4 protein-coding genes are annotated in these 7,815 nt (G+C 42.5%); all 4 read left to right on the top strand.

The window, feature by feature from the left end:
• A partial coding sequence (locus IL355_RS19325) for a collagen-like domain-containing protein (protein WP_262892185.1) occupies positions 1–998 on the top strand: 998 nt, incomplete at its 5' end.
• A gap of 21 nt (positions 999–1,019) precedes the next feature.
• Positions 1,020–3,035: a T9SS type B sorting domain-containing protein gene (locus IL355_RS12600; protein WP_192462469.1), complete on the top strand. Its 2,016-nt coding sequence runs from the start codon at positions 1,020–1,022 to the stop codon at positions 3,033–3,035.
• A gap of 5 nt (positions 3,036–3,040) precedes the next feature.
• The gene (locus tag IL355_RS12595) at positions 3,041–3,994 is read left to right on the top strand and encodes a PorP/SprF family type IX secretion system membrane protein (protein WP_192462468.1); all 954 of its coding nucleotides are present in this window, start codon (positions 3,041–3,043) and stop codon (positions 3,992–3,994) included.
• Positions 3,995–4,259: 265 nt separating this feature from the next.
• Positions 4,260–7,745: a T9SS type B sorting domain-containing protein gene (locus IL355_RS12590; protein ID WP_192462467.1), complete on the top strand. Its 3,486-nt coding sequence runs from the start codon at positions 4,260–4,262 to the stop codon at positions 7,743–7,745.
• Positions 7,746–7,815: the final 70 nt, after the last annotated feature.

The following is a 7,815-nucleotide window of genomic DNA, read 5'->3' as shown; positions in this document are numbered from 1 at the left end:
GCCCTCAAGGTCCGGCAGGAGCAGACGGAGCCGATGGTGCAACAGGTCCACAAGGTCCCCAAGGCCCGGCAGGAGCGGACGGAGCGGATGGTGCAACAGGCCCACAAGGACCCCAAGGTCCCGCAGGTGCAGATGGTGCGGACGGAGCAACAGGCCCACAGGGTCCCGCAGGCCCGCAAGGCCCCGCAGGAGTGGACGGAGCAGACGGAGCAACAGGTCCCGCAGGTCCCCAAGGCCCAGCAGGTGCTGATGGAGCAGATGGAGCAACAGGCCCACAAGGCCCCCAAGGCCCGGCAGGAGCAGACGGAGCAATAGGTCCACAAGGTCCCGCAGGCCCTCAAGGTCCAGCAGGTGACCCGGCTACCGATGATCAAACTCTTTCAACGGATAACAGTCCTGGAGATATTTCGATATCCGGAGGAAACAGTATAACAATTAATGTAAATGATGCCGATTCTGTGGTAGGTAACGAATACAACAACAGTTTTGGAGTCGTCGGTGGAAACCTCCGTTTGACCGATGGTGGAGGAAACTTGGACGTTCCACTCTCAAGTCTTGGTTCTGACGACCAATATGATGATGAGGTGCCTTTAAGAACTCCAATTGATGTAGATGAGGCTGGAGAGGCTTCACCAACAAATGAAACCAATGTCCAAGAAGTTATTGAGGCGATAGCCCCTATAACCTCTAAGGCAGCACGCATTTTTTACCCTCCATCCATTGCAGTTGATGCTTCCATTAACGGAACGTTTACAATTGATCTATACGCGCAATATACGGCTCAGTATGGAACGCCAACTGTTTCTAGTGCTGGAGCTCCAGCTGCGCTGCCTACCTATGGGGCTACAGAATTATATTACTATGTAACGTATGCTGATCCTACTGTTTTTGATACGGGAACTATGTCAATTGATGCCAATGGTGTTCTGACCTATACAATTATAGGGCAACCGGCAGATTACAATTCCCTGATCAACGTAGTGTTTATGGTTAAATAAATATAATCCGATAGAATAAAATTGAAAACCATCGCTACATATAAGGCCATTGTACTTGGTATTGTCCTAACAATATTAGGAATTGCAGCTTCAAATGCCCAGTTTTTACTTCAGGCGCCCAATGGGGGCGATGAAAGTAACTATCGATGGTACGAAGCATCGGATACAAGTACGGTTTTAGGTACGGATTCCTTTTATGAAGTAACCGAAAGAGGGGTGTATTTCGCTACGTATGATGGTACGGCATGCGGACATAATGCTACGGGATATTTTATAGTTACCAATTGTAATTCACCTTATAACGAGGTTACGTTAGATATTTCTAGAAACCCTTTGCCGCCAGGTGCCACGCTCACCTGGAGTCCAACGGTAGCTGGAGACCAAATGCAACCCACGGTAATAGCCACCCAGACCGTTGAAAAGTATACCGCCACCATTCTAAAGGCCGGAAACAGTAAGAGCCTTCCTAATTTTACGGTGGTATGTATTGATGAATCAGCCATTTTGGTAGATGATTTGGTGTCATTGGATGAAGACACTTCCACAATTGTCGATATCTATGCCAATGACTCCGATTTACCGGATTCTGGATCACTAACTATTTCTAGGGATCCAAATAATGGTCAGGTAACAATTGATAACAATGATACGCCTAATGACCCTACAGATGATATTGTGACCTATGTTCCAAATCCAGATTATAATGGTCCGGATACTTTCAATTATAGTGTTTGCAACACCTTTGGCGATTGTAGTACAGCTTCAGTGACGGTGAATGTGAACCCTATTGTGGACGCTATCGATGATGCCGTGGCCACAACCGAAGGAACACCAGTAGAAATACACATTATGGATAATGATAATGATGTACCTGCCACTGGAACATTAACGGTAGAAAATCCAACCAATGGAATAGTATCCATCAATGATGGGGGAACACCAAATGATCCGTCAGATGATGTAGTGTCCTTTATTCCTAATGATGGATTTATTGGTACGGAATCCTTTAACTACACCTTGTGTGATGCAATTGGAAATTGCAGTTCGGCATCTATTTCTATAGTGGTAACGGACGCCGAAGATTTAGACTCGGATAACGACGGTATTCTTGACTCCTTTGAGGATTTAAACTTGGATGCGGACAATGATCCTTCAACCAACCCCACGGACACAGATGGAGACGGCATTCCGGATTATTTGGATATTGATAGTGACAATGATGGAATTCCAGATAACGTGGAAGCTCAATCAACAGTGGGATACACAGCTCCTAGTTTGACCGATGCCAATAGAAACGGTTTGGACGATGCGTATGAGACCGGAGGTCAATTAGGTCTGATACCGGAAGATACCGATGGTGATGGGCTACCTGATTATGTGGATGAGGATAGTGATAATGATAATATACCTGATAGAATTGAAGCACATGACCACAATCAAGATGGTATACCGGAAGTAAGTTTAATTGGATCGGATAAGGATAATGATGGTCTGGACGATGGTTATGAAGGAGAAACTGCCATTGATCTAGACGTGAACGACGAAATTAACGATCCTTATAATGACCTTCCAAATACAGATGGAGATGGAGAAAGTAATTATAGGGATATCGATGACGATAATGACGGAATTGAGAGTAAAAATGAGGATGTGAACATCGATGGAGACTATTCCAATGATGATAGCGATAATGATGGTATTCCAGAATACCTAGAACCCAATGCAGATGAACAACAAATAGAGGTATTCAATGTGATTACGCCAAACGGCGATGGGGTTCATGATGTACTCACCATACATGGTTTGGAAAATTTCCCGGATAATTCCTTGAGAATTTACAATCGATGGGGTGTATTGGTCTATAGTACTCAGGCTTACGATACCCAAGGAAATACCTTTGATGGAACTTCGGAAGGAAGGGTTACCGTAGATGTGGATAGAAAACTTCCTGTAGGAACTTATTTCTATATCCTTGAATACAAAATAGATAACGGAGAGACCAAAAATTTGAACGGATACATATACCTAAATAGATAGTGCAAATGATTACCCCAAATCTAAAATTACAAGTCACAAGAGTATTGCTACTATTGATTTTCGGTGGTTTTATTACTTGTAATGAAATTAATGCCCAACAAGATGCACAGTATACCCAGTATATGTACAATACCATGAGTGTAAACCCTGGTTATGCAGGTTCTAGAGGACATGTAAGTGCAGCCTTATTGCATAGGTCACAATGGATTGGTTTAGATGGAGCGCCTAAAACACAGACCTTTAATATACATTCACCTATAGGTTATAGAGGGGTGGGGCTTGGTTTGTCCATTGTTAATGACCAAATAGGGCCTACATCGGAAACTTATTTTGACATTGATTTTTCTTATACGGTATACACCTCCAATGAAGGTAGATTGAGTTTTGGGTTAAAAGGCTCAGCCCATTTATTGGATATTAGATATTCAGAATTAAACCAGATAGCTCCGGATAATGATTTGCAAAGCGATGTAGACAATCAGTTTTCTCCCAATGTAGGAGCAGGGGTATATTATCATACGCAAAGGTTTTATGCAGGAATATCCGTTCCTAGAATTTTAGAAACTAAACACTTCAAGGAAGGTCCAACTCCTTCCACCGCAAAGGAACAAATGAACTTTTACCTTATAACAGGATATGTATGGGACTTAAATGATAATCTTAAGTTTAAACCTTCCATATTGACTAAAGCGGTTAAAGGTGCGCCTTTACAAGTTGACTTATCGGCCAACTTCATGCTCAACGAGAAATTTATTTTAGGTGCCGCATACAGGTGGGATGCTGCTTTTAGTGGTTTGGTAGGGTTCAGTGTTTCCAACAAGTTTTTAATTGGTATGGCCTATGACCGTGAAATTACGGAGTTAGGAAATGCGCTATACAATGATGGTTCTTTTGAGGTTATTTTGCGTTACGACTTCATAAGTACCCAAGGTAACTTAAAATCCCCTAGATTCTTTTAAATACATAACTTCATATATCAATTGATAAACTAAGTTGTTATCCTCGGATGGCAACTTCTTTATTTTTGATTGGTGCCGTTTATCGATCAGTACTGTCTATTGTTCATTTTAGGCTTTCTTTGGTTTTAAACAATCTGCTCGAAAAAGGGTTTTCAAACGGGAAAAAGTGCCTTAGGACGTGAAAATTGCCGATCTGTTTTGCTGAGCTATAATTTTGTTTGTTGTAGGTCCCAAACTACTTCAACTAGAAATGAATGCTTAGCCTATGGTAAAATATTATCCCCCAGTAAATCTATCTAGACTATTACTGCCTACATTATTTATATGGTTCTCAATCTCCATAAGTTGGGGACAAGCAACTTCTATTCGATCAGGGGTTACCTTTAGTTGGGCAAATAATCAGAGCGTATTTTCAGACCCTGCCAACTTACAATCCATCACTATAAACGGAGTTGATTATACTACGTTTGTGGTACCTAGCAATTATGAAATGACTCGTTTGGGGCCAGGTGGTGATGGAGAAAACAATATTTGGAACAACGGTACAAGAATTGTTACCGGTAGCGATGCGGCTAATTGGGGCACCGAGGCATTGAATGCCTATCAATCATTAAATCTGAACCATTACTTTCAGAGCAATCAAAACGGACGTAATTTTTGTGGGAACTATTCGGCCCTAAGTACTACCGATGCCCAGATTCAGACCATTTCTTATAACCCTGGAATTCCTTCCAATCCCGACGGCGTTATTGCGGTAACCGAACGTGGCGGAAATAATTGTATGTATATAGAACTATACGGAATACCCGCAGTCGGAGGCCCGGAACAGATGTTAGGTAGCACCTTTGTTCGTAATCAGGGTAACTTGACCGGAGTTGGCCCACAAGCCGCTCCAACCACAAATAGTGATTATTGGAGCAGCGGTAGAAATAATGAAAATGGGCAGGTGATAGGAATTGCCCTTTATGAGCTTTCTGAATTGGCACCCGTCGGCTCCATAATTACCTCTATTCGCTACATGGGTGCAACCAATGACCATGGTGATGGTAAATTCTTTCTGATGCAGACTTATGCCGAAGATGATAGTCTTCGCATAAAATTGGATAGGGAAGGTAATGGAAATATCGCCGAAAATGATTTAGTACCTGCTGGCAGTACCTATACTTTATTGAGCAACCCAACGAACGGTACACTGGTTTTTAATCCTGATGGAAGCTTTAATTATATTCCAAATCCCGGATTTACGGGAAATGATACATTTGAATATCAGGTTTGTCTTCCTGCACCCAACACCGGTGTTTGTGATACGGGTACGGCCATAATAGTTATTAAGTTGGAAGCTGTTTTTGATAGTGCCAACGTAGGCGTTAACTCAGCTGATAATTCAATAGAAATTCTTTTGAACGATAACTTTGGGAGTGCAGGCCCCCGATTAAACGGTGCCGTGACCAATTTCAGTCAGCCAACGAATGGTTCTGTGATTTTAATGGACAATGGAACGGCGGATTCTTACGATGATTATTTTACTTATACTCCCACAAATGATTTTTTAGGAACGGATATTTTTACATACGAAATTACCGATGCAGGCGGAAATACAGATATAGCTTCGGTGTACATTACCGTTGATTACGACACCGACAGTGATGGTATAGACAACCGAACCGATGTTGATGATGATAATGATGGTATTTTAGATAGTTCTGAAGCGCAAGATTGTATAGATGATGATTATTTTGCTTGGGGGTTCAATAGTCCCGTAGGTACACGTGAAGTGGATTTTGAACAAAACCCTGCCTTTAGTAGTTGGTTTTTGGCCAACACCGGCTCTATTGTCACCGGAGCGGGCATTACCGCAGCTTCACCGGGTTCAGAATTACAGATTTCCCAAATAGAGGCCGACACCTATCAAGAGGCGCTGACCCAATCAGAATATATAGAAGTTTCGTTTACCACGGCTTCCGGGTTAATCAACCCATTAATTGAACGTATGGGAGTTAATTGGTTTCGCAATTCCAATGGTACCACGGTGGGCAATAGCTATGATGCGGCCATCGCCATTTCCAACGATAATTTTACTACTTCCGTACTACTCTACTCCGATATTAGGGTACACTATCCCACTAATGGAGTTTCTGAATTTTTTGACCTCATGCCCGCAGGTTCCTATTTTAATCTGGAAGAGAATACGACTTATACCATACGTGTTTATACTTATAATCAGCAAAACGATGGGAATGTGGCTTATTCCGTTTTTGACGATTTTACGGTGAGGATTTCTTCCTGCCAAGAACAGGATACCGATGGTGATATGAATCCTGATCATCAAGATTTGGACAGTGATAATGATACCTGTGCAGACACCACCGAAGCTGGTCACTCAGATAATGACGGGGATTTTATTTTAGGAACTTCTCCCGTTACCATCGATGCCTACGGTCAGATTACCGGGCAAGGCGGCTATACCGGTACGACTACCGAGGTTACCCAAGCCAGCGCGCACATGACAGTGCTTGCCTCCCCTGATAACGTACAAGCCAATTCAGGCGAAACTGTGGTTTTTACTGCAGGTATTAGCGGTCCGGATCTTTTGTATAGATGGCAAAATAGCCGTGATAATGGCATAACATGGGTCAACCTCTCTAATGATGCAAATTATTCGGGTGCTGAGACCCAAGAGTTGACGGTTAGGGGCGTGAACTCATCCCTTACGGGTTTGTACCGACTAACGGCCACCAGTAGCCAGAATCTATGTAATCCTTTTGCAGCCACAGTTCCGGCACAATTGTCCATGACCAGCTTGATTCTTGATAGTGATGGCGATGGTATTACCGATGCTTTTGAAGATTTGAATTCCGATGGCGATAACGACCCGTCTACCAATCCTACCAATTCAGACAACGACGAGTTCCCGGATTATTTGGATATTGACAGTGACAACGATGGTATTCCTGATAATGTGGAGGCTCAAACCACTTCAGGATATACTCCGCCAAGTAATCTAGATGAAAATAACAATGGTCTGGATGATGCCTATGAGCAGGATGGCAACGAGGGTTTGATTCCTGTAAATACGGATGGAGAAGATTTACCAGATTACTTAGATACGGATAGTGACAATGACAACATATTAGATGCTACGGAGGCTCATGACCACGACCATGACGGTATGCCCGATGTGATTTTTATCGGTTCTGATAAAGATAACGATGGTTTAGACGATGGTTATGAAGGTGAAGAAGCTATTGACGATGATATTAACGATGAAATAGACGATCCCGTTAATGACCTTCCTGATACCGATAATGACTTTGAATCGGATTATAGGGATATTGATGATGATGGCGACGGAATTATGACCATGGATGAAGATAGTAACAATGATGGAAACTATGCCAATGATGACGAAAACAATAATGGAATTCCCAATTACTTAGAGGCTCCTTATACTCCGGTAATCGTATATAATGTGGTAACTCCTAATGGGGATAACGTTCATGATTATTTGACCATCACCGGTTTGGAATCACGGCCTGTCAACCACCTTGAAATCTATAACCGTTGGGGTATTTTGATGTATGAGACCGATGCTTATGATTCTAACGGAAATAACTTTACGGGGCAATCTTTAGACCAGCTGAGCGAAGGCGCTTTGGAAAGGATGCCCTCAGGTACCTATTTTTACATTCTAAAGTATGAGGAAATGAACGGGGAAACGATGCACCTTCGTGGATATCTGTATCTCAATTAAGATTGACGCATTAACTATTATTTATATTCCTCATTTTCTAATATGGTCGTAAAGATGTTATTTTTGTGAG

It is taken from the genome of Euzebyella saccharophila (assembly GCF_014855495.1).
Classification (GTDB): Bacteria; Bacteroidota; Bacteroidia; order Flavobacteriales; family Flavobacteriaceae; genus Euzebyella; species Euzebyella saccharophila.
Note: the sequence above shows the minus strand (reverse complement) of the source record. Positions and strands in the feature narration are given on the sequence as shown.